At 66.8% G+C, this 20,540-nt stretch carries 20 protein-coding genes; 8 read left to right on the top strand and 12 right to left on the bottom strand.

What is annotated here, in order from left to right; translation table 11 throughout:
- Nucleotides 1-28: 28 nt before the first annotated feature.
- Nucleotides 29-451 (bottom strand): arsenate reductase ArsC, encoded by a 423-nt coding sequence (locus M1D40_RS06200; RefSeq protein ID WP_341392516.1) that lies wholly within the window; start codon nucleotides 449-451, stop codon nucleotides 29-31.
- The gene (arsB, locus tag M1D40_RS06195) at nucleotides 448-1,596 is read right to left on the bottom strand and encodes an ACR3 family arsenite efflux transporter (RefSeq protein ID WP_461170562.1); all 1,149 of its coding nucleotides are present in this window, start codon (nucleotides 1,594-1,596) and stop codon (nucleotides 448-450) included. Before arsB ends, M1D40_RS06200 begins: the two co-directional genes overlap by 4 nt.
- A gap of 115 nt (nucleotides 1,597-1,711) precedes the next feature.
- On the opposite strand from arsB, the gene M1D40_RS06190 reads away from it, so the two are divergent.
- Both M1D40_RS06190 and M1D40_RS06185 read left to right on the top strand, forming a co-directional pair.
- Nucleotides 1,712-2,062 (top strand): ArsR/SmtB family transcription factor, encoded by a 351-nt coding sequence (locus M1D40_RS06190; protein ID WP_341392514.1) that lies wholly within the window; start codon nucleotides 1,712-1,714, stop codon nucleotides 2,060-2,062.
- 302 nt (nucleotides 2,063-2,364) lie between these two features.
- Nucleotides 2,365-2,961: a GNAT family N-acetyltransferase gene (locus tag M1D40_RS06185; RefSeq protein WP_461170561.1), complete on the top strand. Its 597-nt coding sequence runs from the start codon at nucleotides 2,365-2,367 to the stop codon at nucleotides 2,959-2,961.
- Here M1D40_RS06185 and M1D40_RS06180 read toward each other — a convergent pair.
- Entirely contained in the window at nucleotides 2,886-4,898 is a 2,013-nt protein-coding gene (locus tag M1D40_RS06180) for an AMP-binding protein (protein ID WP_461170560.1), read from the bottom strand. The genes M1D40_RS06185 and M1D40_RS06180 overlap by 76 nt on opposite strands.
- Nucleotides 4,899-5,102: 204 nt before the next feature.
- Here M1D40_RS06180 and M1D40_RS06175 point away from each other — a divergent pair, with 204 nt between their 5' ends.
- From M1D40_RS06175 to M1D40_RS06160, 4 genes are all read left to right on the top strand, one after another.
- Entirely contained in the window at nucleotides 5,103-5,759 is a 657-nt protein-coding gene (locus M1D40_RS06175; protein WP_461170559.1) for a GntR family transcriptional regulator, read from the top strand.
- A gap of 100 nt (nucleotides 5,760-5,859) precedes the next feature.
- Nucleotides 5,860-7,377 (top strand): MmgE/PrpD family protein, encoded by a 1,518-nt coding sequence (locus M1D40_RS06170; RefSeq protein WP_461170558.1) that lies wholly within the window; start codon nucleotides 5,860-5,862, stop codon nucleotides 7,375-7,377.
- 1 nt (nucleotide 7,378) lies between these two features.
- Nucleotides 7,379-8,284 (top strand): methylisocitrate lyase, encoded by a 906-nt coding sequence (gene prpB / locus M1D40_RS06165; protein WP_341392508.1) that lies wholly within the window; start codon nucleotides 7,379-7,381, stop codon nucleotides 8,282-8,284.
- A gap of 54 nt (nucleotides 8,285-8,338) precedes the next feature.
- Nucleotides 8,339-9,472, top strand: a complete 1,134-nt coding sequence (locus M1D40_RS06160) for a bifunctional 2-methylcitrate synthase/citrate synthase (RefSeq protein WP_461170557.1) — start codon at nucleotides 8,339-8,341, stop codon at nucleotides 9,470-9,472.
- A gap of 126 nt (nucleotides 9,473-9,598) precedes the next feature.
- On the opposite strand, the gene M1D40_RS06155 is transcribed toward M1D40_RS06160, so the two are convergent.
- Nucleotides 9,599-10,321: a MerR family transcriptional regulator gene (locus tag M1D40_RS06155; RefSeq protein WP_461170556.1), complete on the bottom strand. Its 723-nt coding sequence runs from the start codon at nucleotides 10,319-10,321 to the stop codon at nucleotides 9,599-9,601.
- Nucleotides 10,322-10,395: 74 nt separating this feature from the next.
- Here M1D40_RS06155 and M1D40_RS06150 point away from each other — a divergent pair, with 74 nt between their 5' ends.
- The gene (locus tag M1D40_RS06150) at nucleotides 10,396-10,872 is read left to right on the top strand and encodes a DUF4188 domain-containing protein (RefSeq protein WP_341392505.1); all 477 of its coding nucleotides are present in this window, start codon (nucleotides 10,396-10,398) and stop codon (nucleotides 10,870-10,872) included.
- Nucleotides 10,873-10,963: 91 nt separating this feature from the next.
- Here the strand turns inward: M1D40_RS06150 and M1D40_RS06145 are convergent, their stop codons facing one another.
- Both M1D40_RS06145 and M1D40_RS06140 read right to left on the bottom strand, forming a co-directional pair.
- Nucleotides 10,964-11,455, bottom strand: coding sequence for an 8-oxo-dGTP diphosphatase (locus M1D40_RS06145; protein WP_461170555.1), 492 nt, complete (start codon nucleotides 11,453-11,455; stop codon nucleotides 10,964-10,966).
- 87 nt (nucleotides 11,456-11,542) lie between these two features.
- A complete protein-coding gene (locus M1D40_RS06140) occupies nucleotides 11,543-12,553 on the bottom strand; it encodes a zinc-dependent alcohol dehydrogenase family protein (RefSeq protein WP_461170554.1) in 1,011 nt (336 codons plus the stop codon).
- 194 nt (nucleotides 12,554-12,747) lie between these two features.
- Here M1D40_RS06140 and M1D40_RS06135 point away from each other — a divergent pair, with 194 nt between their 5' ends.
- A complete protein-coding gene (locus M1D40_RS06135; protein WP_461170553.1) occupies nucleotides 12,748-13,086 on the top strand; it encodes an ArsR/SmtB family transcription factor in 339 nt (112 codons plus the stop codon).
- A gap of 68 nt (nucleotides 13,087-13,154) precedes the next feature.
- On the opposite strand, the gene xerD is transcribed toward M1D40_RS06135, so the two are convergent.
- The 6 genes from xerD to M1D40_RS06105 all read right to left on the bottom strand — a co-directional run bounded on the left by xerD (nucleotide 13,155) and on the right by M1D40_RS06105 (nucleotide 20,540).
- Nucleotides 13,155-14,048, bottom strand: a complete 894-nt coding sequence (gene xerD / locus M1D40_RS06130; protein ID WP_445818855.1) for a site-specific tyrosine recombinase XerD — start codon at nucleotides 14,046-14,048, stop codon at nucleotides 13,155-13,157.
- Nucleotides 14,049-14,482: 434 nt separating this feature from the next.
- Nucleotides 14,483-15,151 carry an NUDIX hydrolase gene (locus M1D40_RS06125; RefSeq protein ID WP_341392504.1) on the bottom strand — a complete coding sequence of 223 codons (669 nt, stop codon included), beginning with the start codon at nucleotides 15,149-15,151 and terminating at the stop codon, nucleotides 14,483-14,485.
- Between the two features lie 6 nt (nucleotides 15,152-15,157).
- Nucleotides 15,158-16,852: a CTP synthase gene (locus tag M1D40_RS06120; RefSeq protein ID WP_341393184.1), complete on the bottom strand. Its 1,695-nt coding sequence runs from the start codon at nucleotides 16,850-16,852 to the stop codon at nucleotides 15,158-15,160.
- Between the two features lie 30 nt (nucleotides 16,853-16,882).
- The gene (recN, locus tag M1D40_RS06115) at nucleotides 16,883-18,610 is read right to left on the bottom strand and encodes a DNA repair protein RecN (protein WP_461170552.1); all 1,728 of its coding nucleotides are present in this window, start codon (nucleotides 18,608-18,610) and stop codon (nucleotides 16,883-16,885) included.
- The gene (locus M1D40_RS06110) at nucleotides 18,607-19,581 is read right to left on the bottom strand and encodes an NAD kinase (RefSeq protein WP_341392502.1); all 975 of its coding nucleotides are present in this window, start codon (nucleotides 19,579-19,581) and stop codon (nucleotides 18,607-18,609) included. Before M1D40_RS06110 ends, recN begins: the two co-directional genes overlap by 4 nt.
- A gap of 50 nt (nucleotides 19,582-19,631) precedes the next feature.
- Nucleotides 19,632-20,540 (bottom strand): TlyA family RNA methyltransferase, encoded by a 909-nt coding sequence (locus tag M1D40_RS06105; RefSeq protein ID WP_461170551.1) that lies wholly within the window; start codon nucleotides 20,538-20,540, stop codon nucleotides 19,632-19,634.

Genomic DNA, 20,540 nt, shown 5'->3' with positions numbered 1-20,540 from the left:
TCTCTCTCGACGAAAGGGGGCGGGTGGTTTAGCTGGCCGGCAGCAGGTCGGCGATCAGGGCGGTGATTCGTCCCTTGATGTCGTCACGGATGGGGCGGACGGCGTCCACGCCCTGCCCGGCCGGGTCGTCCAGTTTCCAGTCCTCGTAGCGCTTGCCGGGGAAGATCGGGCAGGCGTCGCCGCAGCCCATGGTGATGACGACGTCGGACTCCTGCACGGCCTCGGTGGTGAGGACCTTGGGCAGCTCGGCGGACATGTCGATGCCGTCTTCGGCCATGGCTGCCACGGCGGCGGGGTTGACGGAATCGGCGGGTGCGGATCCGGCGGAGCGGACCTCGATCCGGCCTTCGCCGAGCGTGCGCAGATAGGCGGCCGCCATCTGCGAGCGCCCTGCGTTGTGGATGCAGACAAACAGGACGGAGGGCTTCGCTGGTGCTTCAGTAGAGGTCATCGGTTCATCTCTTCCGGTGTTGCGGCAGGCCGAGTTGCGGCAGGCCGAGTTGCGGCGGGAACGGCAGGAACGGCAGTTGCGGGCCAGTATCTCTTTTGCGCCCACAGTGCGGCGTACACCAGGGCCACCAGGACGGGGACCTCGATCAGGGGGCCGACGACGCCGGCGAGCGCCTGCCCGGAGGTCACGCCGTAGGTGCCGATGGCAACGGCGATGGCCAGTTCGAAGTTGTTGCCGGCAGCCGTGAACGCCAGCGTGGTGGTGCGCGGATACCCCAGGTTCAGGACTTTGCCCAGAACCATGCCGGCGCCGAACACCACGATGAAGTAGACCAGCAGCGGCAGGGCGATCCGTGCCACGTCCCCCGGGTTCGAGGTGATCTCGTCCCCCTGCAGGGCGAAGAGCAGCATGATAGTGAACAGCAGGCCGTAAAGCGCCCACGGGCCCAGCTTCGGCAGGAACGTGCTTTCGTACCAGTCGCGGCCCTTCGCCTTTTCCCCCAGGACGCGGGTCAGGAAGCCCGCGAGCAGCGGGATGCCCAGGAAGACCAGGACACTGGCGGTGATGGACCAGAAGGAGAACTCCGCGCTGGTTGTTTGCAGCCCAAGCCAGCCGGGCAGGACCTGCAGGTAGAACCAGCCCAGCGCGCCGAAGGCGAGGACCTGGAAAACGGAGTTGATGGCCACCAGCACGGCGGCGGCCTCGCGGTCCCCGCAGGCCAGGTCATTCCAGATCATCACCATGGCGATGCAGCGGGCCAGCCCCACGATGATCAGCCCGGTCCGGTACTCGGGCAGGTCCGGCAGGAAGATCCAAGCCAGCGCAAACATGAACGCCGGCGCGGCCACCCAGTTCAGCACCAGGGAGGTAATCATCAGCTTCCGGTCGGCCACCACTGCACGGGTCTCGTTATAGCGGACCTTGGCCAGCACCGGATACATCATCACCAGCAGGCCGACGGCGATGGGCAACGACACGTTGGAGATCTTCACCGAGTCCAGTGCCGGACCAATGCCGGGAACCAGCCGCCCCAGCAGCAGGCCGGCAGCCATCGCGGCGATAATCCACACCGGCAGGAAGCGGTCAAGGGTGGAGAGCCGGGCGGTGACCTGCCCGGTATCGGGTGGTGCGGTGGATGTACTCACAAAGCTCCTCGGCGCAGGACCTGGAAGGGACAATCGACAGCGGAAACATCGATATCTTTCGATGCTCAGTATCCGGGGATATATCGACGGCTGTCAATATGTGCATAATAGGCGGGTGACTACTGCCCGGACAGTTCCCGCTCCAGACACCGATGCCTGCTGCACGCCGCTGACCTCCGAAGCCTTGAGCGTTGACGATGCCCAGCGGTTCGCCCGGCTGCTCAAGGCCGTGGCCGAGCCGACCCGGCTGCGCCTGGTGTCGCTGATCGCCGCGCAGGAAAACAAGGAAGCGTGCGTCTGCGACCTCACCGAGCCGATCGGGCTGGGCCAGCCCACGGTCTCCCACCACCTGAAGATCCTCGTGGACGCCGGCATCCTGCACCGCGAGAAGCGCGGCGTCTGGGCGTACTACTCCATTGTCCCGGGTGCACTGGAACGCGCCGCTGCGGTGCTTTCTCCCCGGTGAGCAGCCCCCCCGCTTCAAAGAGCGGCGGGATCTTCCTCGTGCGCCCCCCTTCCGGCGTCGGACCGGCCGGAGGCGCGGGCCATTTATGCGGCCGGAGTCGCCGCAGGGCGGCAACCTGAAAGCCGATGCCCGGCTGGGACACCTTCGATTCATGACATTTGAGCGGGCTCCGGCTCGTCGCTGTTCCTAGAGTCGCTGTTCCTAGAGCGGCGCAGCAGCACCATAGGGACGGATTGAGGCAGTGACACCGGCTCGCTGGCGCGGGTCCGCGATCCGGGGAGCATGGCGGCTACGATTTCCGGATGATTACCCTTGTGCGCCCGGACGCGGCCTACCAGCGTTCCTGGCTTGAGTGCGCCGCGGACTTCCGGGACTCCCGCCGCAACGGTTCCGGCAGCGAAGACTGGCCCCTGGACACCCTCAGGGATCCGAAGACGTTCCGCCGCTTCGTTGCCGGACTCGTGGCGGACGCCCTGCCCGAAACCCCGCGGAAACCCGGGTACGTTCCCTGCACCTACCTGTGGATTGCCGACGGGCGGACCATCGTAGGGTCTTTGGCGATTCGCCATGAACTCAACGATTTCCTCCGCCGCGAGGGCGGGCACATCGGTTACAGCGTCAGGCCTTCCGCGCGCCGCAGGGGCCATGCCGCCGAAGCCCTGAAGAAAGCCCTGGCCATTGCCCGGGAGCTGGCGGTGCCCTCGGTCCTGCTTACCTGCGACGAAGACAATGCCGCTTCCCGGGCGACCATCGAGAAAAACGGCGGCGTTTTTGAAGGCACCGGCCACGGCAAGCGCCGCTACTGGATTCCGACCGGCTGTGATCAGGACCCGGGACGCAGCAGCGGCACCAGCGCCTCGATCACGGCAGGATCCTCGATGGTCGACGGCACGGTATAGGCGTCGCCGTCGGCGATCTGGCGCATCGTCTTGCGCAGGATCTTGCCCGAGCGGGTCTTGGGCAGGGCGTCCACCACCTGTACGTCCTTGAAGTCGGCCACCGGGCCGATGGATTCGCGCACCAGCTTCACCAGGTCCGCCCGCAGCTCATCCGCGCCCAGTTCCGACCCGGATTTCAGCACCACGTAACCGCACGGGCGCTGCCCCTTGAGGGAATCGGCCACCCCGATCACGGCGCACTCGGCCACTGCGGGATGGGTTGCCACAATCTGTTCCATCGCGCCGGTGGAGAGCCGGTGCCCGGAGACGTTGATGACGTCGTCGGTCCGGCCCATGATGAATACGTAGCCGTCCTCATCCACGTAGCCGGAGTCACCGGTGGTGTAGCAGCCTTCGAAGATCTCCAGGTACGAGGACCGGAACCGGTCATCGCTGCCCCACAGCGTGGTCAGCGTGCCCGGCGGCAGCGGGAGCCGCAGCACGATGTTTCCCTCCTCGCCCCGAGGAACCTCCACACCCTCGCCGTCCACGATGGCCAGCGAAAAACCCGGCACCGGAACGGTGGCGGAGCCGGCCTTGATCGAGAGCTGCTCCAGGCCCAGCGGATTGGCGCAGATCGCCCAGCCCGTCTCCGTCTGCCACCAGTGATCCACCACCGGAATGTCCAGCGCCCGGCCGGCCCAGGAGAACGTCTCCGGATCCAGCCGCTCCCCCGCGACAAACAGTGTCCGCAACCGCGAGAGGTCATAGTCCGCCACCAGCGCGGCCTCGGGATCTGCCTTGCGGATTGCCCGCAGCGCGGTGGGTGCCGTGAAGAGGACGTCAACGGAGTGCTGGCCCGCCACGCGCCAGAACGCCCCGGCGTCGGGCGTGCCCACGGGCTTGCCCTCATACAGCACCGTTGTCGCTCCGGCGAGCAGCGGCGCGTACACAATGTAGGAATGGCCCACCACCCAGCCGACGTCGGAGGCGGTCCACATCACCTGGCCGGGGCCGACGTCATAGATGTTGCGCATCGACCATGCCAGGGCGACGGCGTGCGAGCCGTTGTCCCGGACCACACCCTTGGGAGCTCCGGTGGTGCCGGAAGTGTACAGGATGTACAGCGGATCGGTGGCGGCAACGGAGACCGGACCGGCAGGTGATGCAGCAGCTGCGAGCACGTCCCAGTCATGCCAGACGGCGCCGTCCGCACCGTCATATTCCTCGAGGCTGTGCTCAAAGCCGTTCCGGGCGGCAACCACCACATGGTTCACCGTGTGGGTGGCGGCGGCGAGCGCGTCGGCCACATTGGGCAGGTACTCCACCGCGCGTTTCGGTTCCAGCCCGCCGCTGGCGGTGACGACGACGGCGGGACGCGCGTCGTCGATCCTGGCCGCCAGCTCCTTGGGAGCGAAGCCGCCGAAGACCACCGAGTGGACCGCACCGATCCGGGCTGCGGCAAGCATCGCGATGACGGCCTGCGGAATCATCGGCAGGTAGATGATGACCCGGTCCCCGGCTTCCACGCCGAGGCCGCGGAGTACTCCGGCAAAGGTCTCCACCTCGGCCAGCAGCTCGCTGTAGGTATAGGTCCTGGCGGTGCCGAGCATCGCGGAATCATAAATGAGGGCAGCCGCACCGCCCCGCCCGGCGGCCACGTGCCGGTCCAGGGCATTGAAGCTCGTGTTCAGCATCCCGTCGGGGAACCACCGGTACAGCGGAGCCGCGGACCCGTCCAGGGCCTGCTGCGGCGCGGAGTCCCAGTCCACCAGCGAGGCGGCCTCCAGCCAGAACCCTTCGGGATCCTCGACGCTGCGGGCGTAGGCCTGCGCATAACGTCCGCCGGCACCGCCGGCGTCCGCTCCCGCATCCGTGCCCGTGCCTGCTGCCGTACCTGCCGGGCCGACGGGTGCGGCCTCTGCTGTTCCATTTCCTGCATCCAGGCCAGAGCTCATGAATCCTCCTCGATTCGGATGTGATAGCCATCACCCTAGGGCAGCCGACGGGCAGGTCACAACACTGGTGTGTATACATGACCTCCCGTGATGGCTGGGAGTTTCCGGAATTGGTTTGGAAAAAGCGGTGCTGTGTATACACTAATGAGGCACATCACAATTCTTTTCGGCCTGCAGATGCGGCCGCAGCGGGAGAGGAGCACCATGAGGGCAAGCGACCGCGCCTACCGGGCGCTCCGCGAGGACATCGTGACCGGACGCCTGCTGCCCGGGACGGTGCTTGCCGAAGTGGAACAGTCCCAGCGCCTCGGCATTTCCCGCACTCCGCTGCGCGAGGCGATCAGCAGGCTCACCGCGGACGGGCTCGCTGCACCGCACAACGGCCGCGGCGTCGTCGTCACCTCCATCTCCCCGCAGACCGTCAGCGATCTGTTTGAACTCCGCCAGGCCCTGGAATGCAAGGCGGCGTCCCTGGCGGCGCTGCGCGGAGACCCGGAAGCGTTCATCGCACTGCGGCGGGAGTTTGAGAATGCCGCGGGCCTGATTGTGCAGGACACCGCCGGCGCTGATCCCACCCGCTCCGGCTACTACACTTTGGTGGCCCGGCTGGACGAAGCCATTGACGCGGCCGCCGCCAACACCTACCTCACCCAGGCACTGGCAAACGTGCGGCTGCATCTGGCCCGCGTCCGCCGCCTGGCCAAGGACAACCCCGAACGGCTGCTGGCCACCGCCGGTGAACACGCCACCATTGCCGCAGCGATCGCAGCCCGGGACCCCGCGCTGGCCGCTGCCGCCACCTCCGTGCACCTGCACAAGAGCCTGGAGCATTTCCTGGCGGCCACCGGCCCTCCGGGCTGAGCCCGCACTTTTCCGTGCCCCTGGCAGCCCGTGCCGCCTAGCTGCTGCCGGGCCCTCGAACTTTCTTCTGAAACCCCTGACCGTCCCGAAAGGACACAACATGAATCTCCACAAGGTGCGGGTCCACCGCAGCGATGAGAACCTGGCCCGCGAAGACCAGCTGGCCTACAAGATTGCGGAGGTCGCCGCCGACCCCGTCGCCGTGACCGACGATGTCACGGACATGGTCATCAACCGCATCATCGACAACGCGTCGGTGGCCATTGCGTCCCTGAACCGCGCGCCCATCGTCGCCGCCCGCGCCCAGGCGCTGTCCTTCTCCCCCTCCGCCAACGGCAAGGGCTCCGCCGTCTTCGGCGTTGAGGAGAAGACCTCTCCGGAGTGGGCCGCCTGGGCCAACGGCGTGGCCGTGCGCGAGCTGGATTACCACGACACCTTCCTCGCCGCGGAGTACTCCCACCCCGGCGACAACATTCCGCCGCTGCTCGCCGTCGCACAGCACACCGGTGCCTCGGGCGCGGACCTGATCCGCGGTATCGCCACCGGCTACGAAATCCAGGTGGACCTGGTCAAGGCCATTTGCCTGCACAAGCACAAGATCGACCACGTGGCCCACCTCGGCCCGTCCGCCGCCGCCGGCATCGGCACCCTGCTGGGCCTCGACGTCGAGACCATCTTCCAGGCCGTGGGCCAGGCCCTGCACACCACCACCGCCACCCGGCAGTCCCGCAAGGGCGAGATCTCCACCTGGAAGGCGCACGCCCCGGCGTTCGCCGGCAAGATGGCCGTGGAAGCCGTGGACCGCGCGATGCGCGGCCAGACCTCCCCCACCCCCATTTACGAGGGTGAAGACGGCGTCATCGCCTGGATGCTGGACGGTCCCGACGCCGCCTACGAAGTCCCGCTGCCCGAGGCCGGGGAAGCCAAGCGCGCCATCCTGGACACCTACACCAAGGAACACTCCGCCGAGTACCAGGCCCAGGCCTGGATCGACCTGGCCCGGAAGATCCACCGCGAGCACCCCGAAGCCGCCGACGCCTCCAAGGTCGCCAGCGTGCTGATTGCCACCTCGCACCACACGCATTACGTGATTGGCTCCGGCGCCAACGACCCGCAGAAGTACGATCCCACCGCTTCGCGCGAAACGCTGGACCACTCCATCCCGTACATCTTCACCGTCGCCCTGCAGGACGGCGCCTGGCACCACGTGGATTCCTACGCCCCCGAGCGCGCCGGCCGTCCGGACACCGTGGAGCTGTGGCACAAGGTCACCACCGTGGAGGATCCGGAATGGACCCGCCGCTACCACTCGCTGGACATCAATGAGAAGGCCTTCGGCGGCCGCGTGACGATCATCCTGACCGACGGCACCGAGATCACGGATGAGATCGCCGTCGCCGACGCCCATCCGCTGGGCGCCAAGCCGTTTGCCCGCGAGCAGTACATCAACAAGTTCCGCACCCTGGCCGCCGGCCTGGTCTCCGAGGAAGAGATCGAACGCTTCCTGACCACGGTCCAGCGCCTGCCCGAACTGGCCGCCGGCGAACTGGATGCCCTGAACATCACCGCAGCCGACGGCGTCATCGACCCGGCCAACGCCCCGAAGGGACTCTTCTAACATGCTGTACTCCTCCGTAACCCCCGAAGCCAAGCGCATCGCCTTCCGCGAAGGTCTGGCCTCCGGCACGCTCCAGCAGTTCCCGGGCGCCTTCAACCCGCTCTCGGCACGCCTGATTGAGGAAAAAGGGTTCGACGGCGTCTACATCTCCGGTGCGGTCCTGGCCAATGACCTGGGCCTGCCCGACATCGGCCTGACCACCCTCACCGAGGTGGCCACCCGTGCCGGGCAGATTGCCCGGATGACGGACCTGCCGGCCATCGTGGACGCGGACACCGGATTCGGCGAGCCGATGAACGTGGCCCGCTCCATCCAGGAGCTGGAGAACGCCGGCCTGGCCGGCTGCCACATTGAAGACCAGTTCAACCCCAAGCGCTGCGGCCATCTGGACGGCAAGAACGTTGTGGACCTGGACACCGCCACCAAGCGGATCCGCGCCGCAGCCGATGCCCGCCGCGATCCGAACTTCCTGATCATGGCCCGCACCGACATCCGCGCCGTGGACGGCCTCGAAGCCGCCCAGGACCGTGCCCGCGCCCTGGTCGACGCCGGTGCCGACGCCATCTTCCCCGAGGCCATGAAGTCACTGGAGGAGTTCGCAGCGATGCGCGCCGCCGTCGACGTGCCGATCCTGGCCAACATGACCGAATTCGGCAAGAGCGACCTTTTCAGCTACGAGGAGCTGGCGTCGGTGGGCGTGAATATGGTGATCTATCCGGTCACCCTGCTGCGCAGCGCCATGGGAGCCGCCGAGCGCACCCTGGACACGATCAAGGCCAAGGGCACCCAGCAGGAGGATGTCCCGAACATGCTGACGCGTGCACGTTTGTACGATCTGGTGGATTATGAAGCCTATAACCGCTTCGACACTTCCGTCTTCAACTTTCAGGTCCCGGGCCAGCACTAGCGCAGCCGCAAAAATCACCGCAGCTACACCACCGCGACAAAGGAGTCTTTCGTTATGACAGATGAGCAGATCCACAAGGGGCTGGCCGGTGTCCTCGTTGACACGACCAAGATCTCCAAGGTAAATCCGGAAACCAATTCGCTGCTTTACCGCGGCTATCCGGTGCAGGAGCTGGCAGCGCACTGCAGCTTCGAAGAGGTTGCCTACCTGCTCTGGAACGGCGAGCTGCCCACCGCCGGGGAACTGGCCGAGTTCAGCGACGCTGAGCGGAGCCAGCGTGCCCTCTCCCCCGAGATGAAGGCAGTCATTGATGCACTGCCGCTCACGTGCCATCCGATGGATGTCTGCCGCACGGCGGCCTCCGTGCTTGGTGCTCAGCATGGGAAGGCGGACGATTCCTCGCTGCAGGCCAACATGGAAAAGTCGGTCAGCCTGTTTGCGGCGATGCCCGCCGTCGTCGCCTATGACCAGCGCCGCCGGCGCGGCGAAGATGTGGTGGAGCCCCGGGACGACCTGGGCTACTCCGCGAACTTCCTGTGGATGACCTTCGGCGAAGAAGCGGCCCCCGAGGTGGTGGAGGCGTTCAACGTCTCGATGATCCTGTACGCGGAGCACTCCTTCAACGCCTCCACGTTCACCGGCCGCGTCATTACCTCCACGCTCGCGGACCTGCACTCCGCGGTCACCGGGGCCATTGGTGCACTCAAGGGCCCGCTGCACGGCGGCGCCAACGAGGCAGTGATGCACACGTTCGAGGAGATTGCGGCCAGCGCGGGCGAGGGCGACGTCGCCGGGCACGCAGCCGGCTGGCTGGACGCCGCACTGGCGGACAAAAAGAAGATCATGGGCTTCGGCCACCGCGTGTACAAGAACGGCGACTCGCGGGTACCCACCATGAAGGCCGCCCTGGACAACATGGTCAAGCACTACGACCGTCCGGACCTGGGCGAGCTGTACACAGCGCTGGAATCGGCCATGGGCGAGCGGAAGAACATCCTGCCCAACCTGGATTACCCGGCCGGCCCGGTGTACCACCTGATGGGCTTTGACACGCCCACCTTCACGCCGCTGTTCGTGGCCGCCCGGATCACCGGCTGGACCGCGCACATCATGGAACAGCTGGAGGCCAACTCCCTGATCCGTCCCCTCAGCGCCTACGACGGCCCCGAGGAACGGCACCTGGGCTAAGCTTCGGCCGTTCAACAGCACAGCGCCCGCCGCAGGAATTTCTGCGGCGGGCGCTGTGCGCCCCGCGGGCCCCGGAACGGCGGCAACGAAATTTCCCGCTCGTAGAACTCGCAGGAAACAAGCCGCCTACTCCGGGGTCCGCTCTGCGTTCAGGTCCGGCGCGGTACTTTCGGCGGCCCGGCCCGGCGGGGTCGGCTCTGCGTCCGGCTCTGAATCTGAGTGTGGTTGCGCCGGAGCGGGAACGGCAGAAAAAATTCGGTTTGACGCGTCCTGGTGGGCCAGCCTGCGCAGCGCCAGCAGCAGCGGCTCAATCAGGACCGTCCCCAGCACGACGTACCGCAGGGCGTCCGCCGGAGTGTCAAAGGGCACCCGCTCCAGTTCCCGCGACGCCACGTCCTGCATGGCGGCCGCATACATGTCCAGAAAACCCTCGGCCGGCTCAAACCCGGCGTCTTCCAGCCCGCGCAGCGCCAGTTCCAGCCGCGACCTGGCATCGTTGTCCTCAGGATCAATCCGCCAGCCCCAGGCTTCCAGGAGTGCGTCGGCCCGCGGATGGCCGCCCTCGACTTCGGGAAAGGAACCCACGGCGTGGTGTGCCGCGCCCAGCAGGTTGTGGGCCGAGTCCGGCGGGTTGTCCAACTGTTCCAGGACTTTTCCGGCGGCGGCAACCGACAGGTCGCCCGGGCCCAGCAGGGCTCGGATCAGCCGCAGGCGCGAGACATGTCCGGCGTCGTATTCGGCCTGCCGCGGAGCCGTCAGCCGCCCCTCGTGCAGCAGGCCCGACCGCAGATAGTACTTAATCGTGGCCACGGAAATGTCCGTCTGCGCAGCCAGCTCTGAAATTCTCATCAGCACCCCCTTGTGCTGGATAGTGTAACTCTCTACCTTGGATACCATCACTATCCACCCCGGAAGGAGCCGTCATGGCTCGCATCGTTCCGCACCGGATGACCCATGTGCACGACGGCCCGCTCGTGGTCTTCCTCATCGGCATGCGGATCAACCGTCCGTGGCGGCCCGACCTGTGGCTGCCCGCCTTCGCCGCCATGCCGCGGATGCTGGCCGAGCTCTCCGCCGAACCGGATTCCGGGCTGCTGGGCTACCGGATCACGATCGGCGCCGGCGGCCCGCTGGTAATCCAGCATTGGAAGAGCGCCGAGCAACTGTACGCGTATGCCGGCCGGACCGACGCCGAGCACCGGCCCGCCTGGGCGGCCTTCAACCGGGCGGCCCGGAAATCTCCGGGCGGAGTGGGAATCTGGCATGAGACATATGTAGTGGACCGCGCCGAATCGATGTACGTGGGCATGCCCGCCGTCGGCCTGGCCAAGGCGACCGCAGCCGCGGAGGCGGCGGCGGACAGCCGTGCAGCGGTCCGGCTGGGCCCGGCCCGGAGCTAGCGCACCCGTTCCCGTCCTTTGTTGTGCTGCGGGGCTCCCGTGGTCACATACGCACCGCCAGCCCCAGAGAGTGGGAACCCGTGCAGACCTTCTAGGAGAAAACGATGCCGGCGACGCTCTCGTTGTCGGCGGCCAGGGTGACGACGGCGTTAAAGTCGCGTCCGGCGAGGACCTCGGGCATCCACAGGGCCGAGTCCGGCCACATCTGCGGGTAGGGAACGCCGTCCACCGGATACCAGGCGGGAGCGATCTCCTCGGACGGTTCCGGCTCCCCGGTCCAGGTCCGGGCCCGGAACACCACGGTGGACATATCCCATTCCGGGCGGCCCGGAAAAATAAACTCGATGGTTCCGGCATGCTCCAGGTTGTCCTCGGTGAGCGTGACGCCGGATTCCTCAAAGACCTCGCGTACGGCCGCCTGTGCCGGGGTCTCCCCCGGCTCAACGTGCCCGCCCAGGGTCACAATTCGACCGACGCCGAAGCCGGTCTGCTTCAGTCCCATCAAAACTTCGGCGCCCCGGTCCGGGGTCTCGCGCATCAGAAAGCACAGGACCACGGGCGAGACGAGGGAGTGTCGGAGCATACCTCCAAATCTACCGCCGCCCCGGCCCTGCCGGGCACTGTCCGCCCCGTCCGCCCCGCTACGGGCGGCACGGGACGGGGCCGAAGGTTAGGAGACCTGGATGACGATCTTGCCGAACGCACCCTCAGCCAGCTTTTTGTAGGCGCGCGGACTGTCCTCGAAGTTAAAGACCGAGTCCACTACGGGCTGGATGGCATGCTCGTCGAGGAACCGGACAAGGTTGTTGAAGGATCGCCGGTGCCCGACTGCGATCCCCTGAATCTGCGTCTGATGCCAGATCACGTCCATCAGGTCCAGCGTGGTGCTCTGACCGTCAAGGAATCCGATGACGGCAACCAGGCCGTTGCCCTTTGCCGCACGCACGGAATCGCGCAGCCCGTTGCCTCCCACTACGTCCAAGACGACATCTACGCCCTCGCCGCCGGTGAGCTCCAGAACGGCATCGGCCCAATCCGGAGTGGTGCGGTAGTTGATGGTGTCGGTGGCACCCAGTTCCCGGGCACGAAGCAGCTTTTCATCGCTGCTGGAGGTGACAATGACGCGGGCACCCATGGCCGAGGCGAGCTGGATCGCAAAAATGGAGACGCCGCCGGTGCCCTGAACCAGGACCGAGTCGCCGGCTTTCAGGTTCCGGTATTCGCGCATGGCAAACCAAGGCGTCAGCGCGGCGATCGGCAGCGTGGAGGCTTCGACGTCGGTCATGTTCCGGGGTGTCGGAACGACGCTGTCCTCATTGAGAACTTGGTACTCGGCCAGGCCGCCGTTGAGCGGACCTCCAAGCTGGAAGTCCGCATAGACCGGCAGCCAGGGGCCGTCCTGCCAGGTGGAGTAGAAGTGGGACGTCACGCGGTCGCCCACGGCGTACTTCGTCACGTCCCGACCCACTGCTGCGATGGTGCCTGCCGAGTCAGCCCCGGCAATCAAACCCTTCGGCATTTTCTCCGGCGCGTAGATGCCGTCCACCAGGGCCTTGTCCCGGTAATTCAGCGACACGGCGGATACCTTGACAAGCACTTCATGCGGCCCGGGGGAAGGGGTCTCCACCTCACGAAGGTTCAGGTTCTCCAGTCCAAAGTCATCGAGTGTCCATGCGCGCATTCTGTTGGTCCTTCATCTTGTGGGGTGCGGCAGCCGCGTCGAGCCGTCGGCTGCCGGGGCAGGACACCACCGTAGCCCTTACTTTGATCGTTATCAAAATAGACCTACATCAAACTATGCGGAGCCAGCCGCAGGATCGCGCTATCCTTGAGGGGCTGCCTGCACCGCGGGTAACTGAGCATGAGAGGCAGGAAATGTCGCCGCGACGGGAAATAACTGACGAGCCGGAGCCGGCGGACTTCGACTTTGCCCGGGTACTAAACGCCATCGCGGATCCCATCCGTCTGGCCATCGTCGTGCAGCTGGCGGACATCTCGACGGAGTTGAGCTGCGGTTCGTTTGTGCTCCCCGTCCACCCCTCCACTGCAACGCACCATTTCACGGCACTGCGGCAGGCGGGAGTGATCCACCAGTACTATTCCGGCACCTCGCGCATGAATGTTCTGCGCCGGGATGATCTGGAGTCCGCGTTCCCCGGGTTCCTCGACGCTGTCGTCAGGGCTGCGGGAAAGGCGTCTGCCGCAGAGCAGTAGTAGTACCTGAGGCCGCGGGCTCAGCTGCAGTGCCGGGACTGGACCTCGGGGCCGGGACCGGACGCGGGCTACAGCGCCCGCGGATGTGCTGCGGCGTAGACCTCGCGCAGGGTCTCGGCGGTCACCAGGGTGTAGACCTGCGTGGTGGTTACCGAGGCATGCCCCAGCAGTTCCTGGACCACCCGGACATCCGCGCCGCCCTCGAGCAGATGGGTGGCGAAGGAGTGGCGCAGCGTATGCGGTGACACGTCCCGGCCGATCTGTGCCTTTTCGGCCGCGTTCTTCAGGATGGTCCACGCACTTTGGCGGCTGAGGCGCCCGCCGCGGGCGTTCAGGAAAAGCGCGGGAGTTCCCTTGCCCTTCACGGACGCTGCGGGCCGGCCTCGCACCAGGTATTCGTCCAGTGCGCGGGCGGCATAGGAGCCCAGCGGCACCAGGCGCTCCTTGGATCCCTTACCGAAGAGCCGCACGACATCGGGACCGTTGGCCGGGATGCGCTCCAGGGACAGATCGTCGATGTCCAGGCCCACCGCCTCACTGATACGGGCGCCGGTCGAATACAGAAATTCCAGCAGTGCCCGGTCCCGCAGTCCCGCAGGAGTCTCAGTGGAGACTGCTTCCAGGATCCGGGTGACTTCGTTGACGCTGATGGCCTTGGGCAGCCGCTTGCCGGGCAGCGGCGGATGGACGTCAGCGGCAGGATCGGCCGTCGTCAGGCCCTCCAGCGCCCAAAACTTGTGCAGCCCGCGGACGGCGACGACGGTGCGTGCGGCCGAACGCACGCTCAGCGCGGAGGCGCCGTCTGAGCCTTCCACGATGGACTGGGCAAAGGCGGTGACGTCGTGCCGGGAAATGCGGGCAACGTCCTCGACGCCGCGCGCCGCGAGGAAGCGGGCATAGCGCAGCAGGTCGCGGCGGTACGCATCGAGCGTGTTCACAGCGAGTCCGCGTTCCACGGCCATGTGCTGTAGATAGCCGCCGATCGCGCGGCCGACGGCGGTGGCCCGCAGCTCATCCGCGGCCGACGGGCCCTTGGGTACCGGTGGCTTCTTGGCGGTGCCCGGGGCCTTTGAACCTGCCGGGGCAGGAGGACCCCCGTGCGCCGCGGGGCCAGGGGCAGCGGCGTCGGAGGCCGGGCCGGCGCCGTCCGGAAGACCAGCGCCGTCGCCGGCCTGCCCAGCGGCTTTGTCTTCAGCAAGGGCTGCCCGCAGCAGTTCGGCCGGGGAATCCAGGCGGAGCGTTTTGTTCAGTGAAGAGAAGTCGAAGGCAACGGTGTCGTTGTACGGCGCGTTGGAGGGCACTTCCGGTGCCTGGGATCCGGGGTCAGCCGGGGACGCCGGCGCAGGAGAGTGTCCGCCGGCAGGTTGATCGGAGGCGGCCATGGCGGTCTTCAGTCCTAAAGAACGGGGCCCTGCGGCCAGGTGGAGTGCTGGGAGTGGTGTTCGGGCCAGGGCGCGTTGCCCGGACGCAGGTTGGCGTAGCCCGAGGGCCGTGCCGCCGCTGCGGCCAGGACTCCGGCCACGGCGGAGGGGCTGTGCAGGCGTCCCTGCAGCGCCGCTTCCACGGCGTCGTCAAGGTCAACCCACATGGTCCGGATTTCGGCTTCCTCGTGGGTGCGCTCGTGGCGGTCCGCTTCGGGGACTTCCGAAATTCCGCGGGCGAGGTAAATGCGCAGCGCCTCACGGGAGGAACCGGGCGAGAGGAACAGGTCGGTCAGGACATTCCACTCGGCGGCAATAATGTCCGCCTCTTCCGCCAGCTCCCGGGCGGCGCCAACCTGGAAATCTTCGCCGTCGATGTCCAGCAGCCCGGCGGGGATTTCCCAGAGCGTCATCCGCACCGGATGCCGGTACTGGTTGATCAGCAGCACCTGGCCGGCGTCGTTCAGGGCCAGGATGGCCACCGCCCCGGGGTGGCGGATGTAGTCGCGGACCAGGGGTTCGCCGTCGTCGGTCAGCTGGAACTTCTCGCTGACCACGTCCCAGACGCGCCCGGTGTATTCCACGGAGGAACTCAGCAGGCGGCGGGGACTGCGTTCGTCGGCGAACCCTCTGGTCTCACTCATATGCTGCTAGCCCTTGCCGTTCTGGCGCGCCAGGGCAGCCTTCACCAAACCGGCGAAGAGCGGGTGCGGGCGCGTCGGGCGGGAGCTGAGCTCCGGGTGTGCCTGCGTGGAGACGTAGTACGGGTGCACATCAGCCGGAAGTTCAACGAACTCCACCAGTCCGCCGTCAACCGTGGTGCCGGAGAAGGACAGGCCTGCCTCGGCAATCTGGTCGCGGTACTGGTTGTTGACCTCGTAGCGGTGGCGGTGGCGCTCGGCCACTGCCGTCTTGCCGTACGTCTTGGCAACTACGGAACCCTCTTCAAGCTTTGCGTCCCACAGACCCAGGCGCATGGTGCCGCCCATGTCGCCGTCGCCGGAGACAATCTGCTTCTGCTCCGCCATGGTGGCGATGACCGGGTACTTGGTGTCCGGCTCGAACTCGGAGGAGGACGCGCCTTCCAGTCCAACTACGTTGCGGGCGTACTCGATGACCATGCACTGCAGCCCAAGGCACAGGCCCAGGGTGGGCACCATGTTTTCGCGGGCGTAGGTCAGGGCGCCGAGCTTGCCTTCAAGGCCGCGGATGCCGAAGCCGCCGGGGACACAGATGGCGTCGGCACCGGCCAGCGCCTCGGCGGCACCTTCCGGCGTCGCGCATTCGTCCGAGGGCACCCAGCGGATGTTGACCTTGGTCTTATTGGCGAAACCGCCGGCGCGCAGTGCTTCCGTAACGGAGAGGTAGGCGTCGGGCAGATCCACGTACTTGCCCACGAGGGCAATGTCGACGTGGTGCTTGGGGTTGTGCACGGACTCGAGGAGCTTGTCCCACTTGGTCCAGTTGACGTCCTTGAACTTCAGGTCCAGGTGCTGGACGATGTACGCGTCCAGGCCCTGGGAGTGAAGGGTCTTCGGGATGTCGTAGATGCTCGGGGCATCCGGGCAGCCGACGACGGCGTCCACGTCAACGTCGCACATGCGGCCGATCTTGGCGCGCATGGCGTCCGGCACCGGGCGGTCCGAGCGGATGACGATGGCGTCGGGCTGGATACCGATGGACCGCAGGGCGGCCACGGAATGCTGCGTCGGCTTGGTCTTCAGTTCCTGGGACGGGCCGATGTAGGGCACCAGCGAGACATGCAGGAAGAAGACGTTGTTGCGGCCGATGTCCTGGCGCACCTGGCGTGCTGCTTCCAGGAAGGGCTGGGACTCGATGTCGCCAACCGTGCCGCCAATCTCGGTGATGATGACATCGGGGGTCTTCTTCGCCTCGGAGGGCAGGCGCATCCGGCGCTTGATCTCGTCGGTGATGTGCGGGATGACCTGAACGGTGTCGCCGAGGTATTCGCCGCGGCGCTCCTTGGCAATAACCGTGGAGTAGACCTGGCCGGTGGTTACGTTGGCGGAGCCGTCAAGGCTTTCGTCAAGGAACCGCTCGTAGTGGCCGATGTCGAGGTCAGTCTCGGCGCCGTCGTCGGTGACGAAGACCTCACCGTGCTGGAAGGGGTTCATTGTGCCCGGATCCACGTTGAGATAGGGATCGAGCTTCTGCATGGTCACCGCTATGCCGCGCGACCTCAACAGATGGCCGAGACTTGACGCTGTCAGTCCCTTGCCGAGTGAGGACGCCACGCCACCGGTGACGAAGATGTGTTTTGTCGTAGAAGACGACTTGGGAAACCTGGAATTTGATCGCTGCACCACGGAGTTCGAGCCTATCACCTTTTGTAGATCCACTTGGAATTAATCTGTTTATTCATGCGGCGGGTGTCCCGCCGCGGCCAGGAGTTCGACGGCGTGGGCCCGGGCGGACTCGGAGTCCTCCTGGCCCGCGAGCATCCTGGCAAGTTCCTTGATCCGCTCGGCATCATCCAGGACGGTGACATCACTGGCGGTGACGCCGCTTCCATCATCCCCCGTCGCTGACATCTTGATGACCCTGATGTGCTGATCGGCAAACGCAGCCACCTGCGGAAGGTGGGTAACCACTATCACCTGTACATGCTTTGCGAGCATGGCCAGTCGGCGGCCGATTTCGACGGCGGCCTTGCCCCCGACTCCGGAGTCAACCTCGTCGAAGATGAAGGTCGGCACCGGATCCACCGCTGCGAGGACCACTTCGATGGCCAGCATCACGCGGGAGAGCTCGCCGCCGGAGGCGCCCTTGCCCAGGGGCCGGGCCGGGGCTCCGGGGTGCGGCTGCAGGAGGAAGGTAATAGCGTCGGCACCGTGGACGGTGAGCTCCTCGACGGAGGTGACGTCGATGAGCAGGTTTGCATTGGCCATCGCCAGGGCGGACAGCTCGTCGCTGACCCGCCGGGCGAGCTCTGCCGCCGCGTCGGTGCGCAGCTTCGTCAGCTCCGCCGCAGCCGCCGTCAGGGACGCCTGCAGTTCAGTGATTTCCGCCTCCAGCGCCTCGATGCGCGTGCTGTCGTCCCCCAGCTCCGCCAAGCGGATGCGGCTCGCGTCGGCCCATTCAAGGACCTCGTCCACCGTGGGGGCAAACTTGCGCAGAAGGGCGGAGATTTCCGCCCGCCGGGATTCCACCTCTGCCAGGCGTTCGGGCCCCTCCCCGTCCAGGGAGGCGCTGTAGCTGGCCAGTTCGGTGGCGATGTCGGCGAGGATGTAGCCGACCTCCGCCAGGCGCTTGGCGGAGTCCGCCAGGGCGGGGTCGTGCTCTCCGGCGAGTTCCAGCTGGCGTTTGGCGCTGTCCACCAGGGAGGTGGCGTCGGAACCGTCGGAAAAGTCGCCGGCTATCAGCGCCGAGTGCGCACCCACCGCTGCGGTTCGCAGTTCCTCGAAGTTGTTCAGCCGCGTGGCTTCGGTCTTGAGGATTTCGTCCTCCCCCGGCAGCAGCTCCAGGGCATCGATTTCCTCCAGCGACGCTGCGAGGTATTCCGCCTCCCGCAGCCGTTCCCGGGCCTGGTCGCGCAGGGTGGACAGCTCGGCCACTGCGGCGCGCCAGCGGGCATAGTCCGCCTGGTAGGAGGACAGCGCTGAGGCCAGGGCCGGGCCGGCGTACTTGTCCAGGGCTTCCCGCTGGGCTGCTGTGCTCTTGAGCCGGAGCTGGTCCGACTGTCCGTGCACGGCCACCAGGTGCTGGCCCACCTCGGCCAGCACTCCCACCGGGGCGGAGCGGCCGCCCACGTGGGCACGGCTGCGGCCGGCGGCACTGACGGTGCGGGCGAGCATCAGCTCAGTCACGCCGTCGTACGTTTCCAGCTCCGCGCCCGCATCTTCGGCGCGGGCCACCGCTGCATTGTCCGGGGGCAGGCGAACCAAGGCTTCGGCAAGTGCCGCTTTGGCTCCGGTGCGCACGGCTCCGGCATCGGTCCGCGCCCCGAGGAGCATGCCCAGGGCGGTGATGACCATGGTTTTTCCGGCGCCCGTTTCACCGGTCACCACGGTGAAACCTGGGCCGAGTTCCAGCGTGGCGTCCGTGATGACGCCGAGGTCGCGGATGCGGATTTCTTCGATCATGCGCTTAGCCCTCCACTGTCTGCCGTCCGGCGGGTGAGCTCAACGCTCTCCGACAACTCCCCCGAGCCGCCAACCGGTCCGCGCCATCCCTGGGTGGGCAGCTGGAACTTGCGGACCAGGCGCTCCGAGAAAGGTGTTGCATGCGTGCGGGCAAGGCGGACGGGAATCTCCGAGCGGGTCACTTCCACCCGGGCTCCCGGCGGCAGCTCCACACTCCGGCGTCCGTCGCACCAGAGTACGCCGGCGGCATCGGTGCGGGTCAGGATTTCCACGGCCAGGATTGAGGTGGGCGCGACGACGAGGGGCCGGGCAAAGAGGGCATGGGCGCTGATCGGCGCGATGAGCAGGGCTTCCACTTCCGGCCACACCACCGGGCCTCCGGCGGAGAAGGAGTACGCCGTGGATCCGGTGGGCGTGGCCAGGACCACGCCGTCGCACCCGAAGGAACTGATCGGCCTGGCGTCAACTTCCACCACCACTTCGAGCATCCGCTGGCGGTCCGACTTTTCAATCGCGGCCTCGTTCAGCGCCCAGGTGTGGGCAATCTGCCTGCCCCCCAACCAGACCCGTACATCGATGGTCATGCGTTCTTCGACGGTGTAGGCGCGTTCAACCACCCAGTGCACGGTTTGGGCCAGGTCGGCGCGTTCGCTCTCCGCCAGGAAGCCAACATGCCCGAGGTTCACTCCGAGCAGGGGGACGTCCGTGCCGCGGACCAGTTCCGCGGCTCGGAGGATGGTGCCGTCTCCGCCCAGGACCATGACCAGGTCCACGCCGTCGAGTTCAACGTCTTCTTCAAGGATTTCGGTGGGGGCGGTCAGCACGCCGTACACGGCCTGGATGTCTTCCAGGTCCCGCCTGCGCATGACCGGGATCAGGCCGGAGGCGTGGAGCTGCGTGCAGGCTTCCTGGGCGGCAGTCATGGCAGCCTGCCGACCGGTGTGGGCCAGCACAAGTATCCGTCTGCTCATGTCTGTAACATCCTGTTCCGCCCCTTGGGGAGCTATTTGGAACCCCGTCGTCAGTTGTCTGTCGCCAGTTTCCTGCGGTCACTTCCTTCGGAGCCTGCGTCGCCGCCGGGGCGGTCCGTTGCCGCATTCGTTCCGGCTCCATCAAACCTGTCAAAGGCCTCATCCACCAAACGGCGGGCCTCAGCCTGTGCATCACCGGACTGCGGGGAGGCAGGTTTCCCCGTCCCGTCAACGTGCAGCCAGAGGAAAAACTCAACGTTGCCGTTCTGCCCGGGCAACGGGCTGCGGGCAAGGCCTGCCACCCGGAGGTTTTCAGCCAACGCTGCAGCTACCACGCGGGTCACCGCCATCCGGTGTTTGCGGGGGTCGGTGACGACGCCGGCCTTCTCCAGCTTCTCACGGCCCACTTCAAACTGCGGCTTGACCATCAGCAGCAGACTGCCGCCGGGGCGGGTTGCCGCGGCCAGCGGAGCGAGCACCATGGTAAGGGAAATGAAGGACAAATCGGCGACGGTCAGATCCACCGGTCCCCCGATCTGCCCGTGCTCCAGATAGCGGACGTTCAGCCCCTCGTGGACATCGACCCGGGGGTCGCGGCGCAGGGCATCCACCAGCTGGCCGTGTCCGACGTCGACGGCGACCACCTGCTCGGCGCCCCGCCGCAGCAGGACGTCCGTGAAGCCTCCGGTGGAAGCTCCGGCGTCCAGGCATCGGAGTCCTGCGGGACGGACCAGGGGAAAGGCGTCAAGGGCGCCGGCCAGCTTGTGGCCGGCGCGGCTGACGTAGTCGGGGACGCCGTCGTCGAGCACCGAAAGCGGATCTTCCCCGCTGACGGTGGCCGACGCTTTGCCCATCAGTACGCCGGCACGGGCCACCCGGCCCGCAGCAATCAGCTTGGCCGCGTGGGTCCGGGAGCGGGCCAGCCCCCTGGCCACCAGCTCCTGGTCCAGTCTTGCCAC

The organism is Arthrobacter sp. Z1-15 (assembly GCF_054792395.1).
Note: the sequence above shows the minus strand (reverse complement) of the source record. Positions and strands in the feature narration are given on the sequence as shown.

Bases quoted from the DNA above. Each gene is read 5' to 3' on its own strand.
- M1D40_RS06200 (WP_341392516.1), bottom strand. From the start codon at position 451: ATGACCTCTACTGAAGCACCAGCGAAGCCCTCCGTCCTGTTTGTCTGC.
- M1D40_RS06185 (WP_461170561.1), top strand. From the start codon at position 2,365: ATGATTACCCTTGTGCGCCCGGACGCGGCCTACCAGCGTTCCTGGCTT.
- M1D40_RS06180 (WP_461170560.1), bottom strand. From the start codon at position 4,898: ATGAGCTCTGGCCTGGATGCAGGAAATGGAACAGCAGAGGCCGCACCC.
- M1D40_RS06175 (WP_461170559.1), top strand. From the start codon at position 5,103: ATGAGGGCAAGCGACCGCGCCTACCGGGCGCTCCGCGAGGACATCGTG.
- M1D40_RS06170 (WP_461170558.1), top strand. From the start codon at position 5,860: ATGAATCTCCACAAGGTGCGGGTCCACCGCAGCGATGAGAACCTGGCC.
- prpB (WP_341392508.1), top strand. From the start codon at position 7,379: ATGCTGTACTCCTCCGTAACCCCCGAAGCCAAGCGCATCGCCTTCCGC.
- M1D40_RS06160 (WP_461170557.1), top strand. From the start codon at position 8,339: ATGACAGATGAGCAGATCCACAAGGGGCTGGCCGGTGTCCTCGTTGAC.
- M1D40_RS06155 (WP_461170556.1), bottom strand. From the start codon at position 10,321: ATGAGAATTTCAGAGCTGGCTGCGCAGACGGACATTTCCGTGGCCACG.
- M1D40_RS06150 (WP_341392505.1), top strand. From the start codon at position 10,396: ATGGCTCGCATCGTTCCGCACCGGATGACCCATGTGCACGACGGCCCG.
- M1D40_RS06145 (WP_461170555.1), bottom strand. From the start codon at position 11,455: ATGCTCCGACACTCCCTCGTCTCGCCCGTGGTCCTGTGCTTTCTGATG.
- M1D40_RS06140 (WP_461170554.1), bottom strand. From the start codon at position 12,553: ATGCGCGCATGGACACTCGATGACTTTGGACTGGAGAACCTGAACCTT.
- M1D40_RS06135 (WP_461170553.1), top strand. From the start codon at position 12,748: ATGTCGCCGCGACGGGAAATAACTGACGAGCCGGAGCCGGCGGACTTC.
- xerD (WP_445818855.1), bottom strand. From the start codon at position 14,048: ATGGCCGTGGAACGCGGACTCGCTGTGAACACGCTCGATGCGTACCGC.
- M1D40_RS06125 (WP_341392504.1), bottom strand. From the start codon at position 15,151: ATGAGTGAGACCAGAGGGTTCGCCGACGAACGCAGTCCCCGCCGCCTG.
- recN (WP_461170552.1), bottom strand. From the start codon at position 18,610: ATGATCGAAGAAATCCGCATCCGCGACCTCGGCGTCATCACGGACGCC.
- M1D40_RS06110 (WP_341392502.1), bottom strand. From the start codon at position 19,581: ATGAGCAGACGGATACTTGTGCTGGCCCACACCGGTCGGCAGGCTGCC.